At 68.5% G+C, this 2,589-nt stretch carries 2 protein-coding genes and 1 pseudogene; 1 reads left to right on the top strand and 2 read right to left on the bottom strand.

Features of this window, described 5'->3' with window-relative positions:
• A pseudogene (locus ACFWF3_RS31690) lies at nt 1–174 on the bottom strand (MFS transporter); the annotation flags it as partial.
• A gap of 99 nt (nt 175–273) precedes the next feature.
• On the opposite strand from ACFWF3_RS31690, the gene ACFWF3_RS31685 reads away from it, so the two are divergent.
• Nucleotides 274–1,242, top strand: a complete 969-nt coding sequence (locus ACFWF3_RS31685) for a LysR family transcriptional regulator (RefSeq protein WP_379317455.1) — start codon at nt 274–276, stop codon at nt 1,240–1,242.
• A gap of 21 nt (nt 1,243–1,263) precedes the next feature.
• On the opposite strand, the gene ACFWF3_RS31680 is transcribed toward ACFWF3_RS31685, so the two are convergent.
• A partial coding sequence (locus ACFWF3_RS31680) for an MFS transporter (protein WP_379317453.1) occupies nt 1,264–2,589 on the bottom strand: 1,326 nt, incomplete at its 5' end.

Raw genomic sequence — 2,589 nt, 5'->3', positions numbered from 1 at the left:
GTCCTTGGAGAAGAACGCCTTGCTGAACACCAGGGTCGCGGCGGTGCCGTAGAGGAAGAATTCGTACCATTCGACGACGGTGCCCGCCATCGAGGCGGCCACGACCCGCCGCAGTCCGCTGGGGGCTTCATCCGGGTCGTCGCCGGTCGGTCGTATCGCGTTCCGCACGCTCATCGCACTACTCCTTCGATGTTCCAGGCCACATCACGCCGTCGATGTGATGTGGCCCACAAGCCGTGAGGAGAGTATTCGTGCAGATCCATCTCGGTGACAATGGCCAGTTTCGCAGCAGCAATCTGCGAAACTGCACATGTGAGTCATTCTTCGTCGACCTCGGGACGCAGGCCGAGCGCTGATGATTTGCTCGTGCTCCTCGCGGTCGGCCGGTCGGGGCGCTACATCACCGCCGCCGAAGAGCTCGGCATCAACCACACGACGATCTCGCGTCGCATCGCCGCCCTCGAACATGCCATGGGCGGACGGGTGCTGACCCGGGTCACCGGCGGCTGGGAGCTCACCGACCTGGGCCGCGAGGCACTGACAGCGGCCGAAGCCGTCGAGGCCGCCGTCCGATCCCTCGGCTCGAGCGCGGGCGAACGCACACTCGAAGGCGTGGTGCGGATTTCGGCCACCGACGGTTTCAGCGCCTACCTCGCGCCACCGTCCGCGGTGCGCGTGCAGCGCAGACATCCGGGCGTCACCGTCGACATCATCGCCGCGACCCGGCGAGCATCCACCCAGCGAACCGGCCTCGATATCGAAGTGGTGGTCGGTACACCGCAGGTCCACCGCGCCGAAGCGATCGAACTCGGCGACTACTGCCTTCGCCTCTACGCCTCCCGCGACTACCTCGCCGAACACGGCGTCCCGACCACCGTCGCCGAACTCACCCGCCACCCGCTGGTCTACTTCATCGAATCCATCCTCCAGGTCGACGACCTCGACCTGGCCCTCGCTTTCGCCCCCACCCTGCGCCGATCCGTCTCCTCGACCAATGTCTTCGTCCACGTGGAAGCCACCAGGGCCGCCGCGGGGATCGGGCTACTCCCCTGCTTCATGGCCGACCGCCACGCCGACCTCGTCCGGGTCCTGCCCGACGAGGTCCGCGTTCAGCTCACCTACTGGCTCGTCGCCCGGCGCGAAACCCTGCGGCGACCCGAAGTCGCGGCGGTCGTCGAAGCGCTGCGAGCTACGGTCCACGAACGCCGTGCGGAGCTACTCGGCGACCACGGCGCCGAGTAGACACGTTGTCTTCCGCAGGTCTCAGGCGGCTGCTTCTGGTGCGGGCTCCGGTGAAGGCAACGCGAAGCAGAGCGCCGCACTCACCACCAGCGCCGCGATGATCGTCAGGGCGCACGCCGTCAGAGCGCTGCGGTAGCCGTCACTGGCGGCGACCCCGAAGAAGATCGCGCTCAGGGACGCGACACCCACTGCGCCACCGAACTGCTGGCCGGTGGTCCAGATCCCCGACGCCGACCCCGCGTATCGCGTCGGCACCGTCGACAGGAACAAGGTCGTCAACGGCGGCTGGACCAGGTTGATGCCGACACCGACGACGAACAGCCCCGGCGCGAGCAGCCATGGATTCACATCGGTGGTCGCGGTCAGTGCCGCGCCCAGCACCGCCAAGGTGCCGACGGCGCCGAAGAGGGTACCGGCGACGACGGCGTAGCGGCCGAACTGCATGGTGAGCCGTCCCACCAACGGGGCGACCGCCAGTCCGCCGACGGAGAACGCGACGGTGACGACGCCTGCACGCAGCGCGGTGTAGCCCTGACCCTCTTGGAGCCAGAGAACGAACACGAGCAGGAATCCGCTGAAGGCGGCGAAGGCGACCAGCTGAACAACAAGGGCGACACTGCTGATGCGCGCGCGGAGCAGTTCCAGTGGCAAGAGCGCGCCGGCCCGGCCGACGGCATCGCGATTCTCGACGATGGCGACGAGCGCCACTGCGGCGATGCCCGCGGCCAGCAACAGCCAGATCCACGGCGCCCAGTCATAGGTGCGGCCTTCCAACAGCGGGAACACGATGGCGACCAATCCGACGGTCAGGCCGACCGCGGCGAGCCATCGTGGCCGCAGCGCACCTTCGGCACGGTTCTCCGGGACCAGCCAGGCGCCGAGGCCGAGCAGGATGACGGCCGCCGGGACGCTGACCCAGAAGATCGCGCGCCAACCGAGACCGGCGACGTCCGCGGTGACCAGGACGCCACCGAGCAGCAGCCCGCCGGCCTGCGCGAGTCCCGCGACCACACCGAATATGCCCAGGACAGTGGCGCGTTCGGGACCGCGGAACAGGACGAACAAGCTGGACAGAACTTGCGGCGCCAGGATCGCCGCGGCCGCGCCTTGGGCAGCGCGACTGGCGATCAGTTCGGTGGGGCTGTTCGCGAGTGCCGACCAAGCTCCGGAGAGAGCGAACAGCGCCAAACCGACGAGGAAGACCCGTTTGCGGCCCCACAGGTCGCCCAGTCGGGCCGCGGTGATCAGCGCTGCCGCGAAAGCGAGCAGATAGGCCGTCGCGATCCAGCCGACCTGGGACGGAGTTCCCCCGAGGTCGGCCTGGATCGCCGGGAGGCCGACGTTGAC

This window comes from Nocardia sp. NPDC060220 (genome assembly GCF_042727815.1).
In the GTDB taxonomy this organism is placed as follows: Bacteria; Actinomycetota; Actinomycetes; order Mycobacteriales; family Mycobacteriaceae; genus Nocardia.
This window is presented reverse-complemented; position numbering and strand designations above follow the sequence as displayed.

Excerpts from the sequence above, each read along its gene's own strand:
- ACFWF3_RS31685 (WP_379317455.1), top strand. The coding sequence starts at position 274 with ATGGCCAGTTTCGCAGCAGCAATCTGCGAAACTGCACATGTGAGTCAT.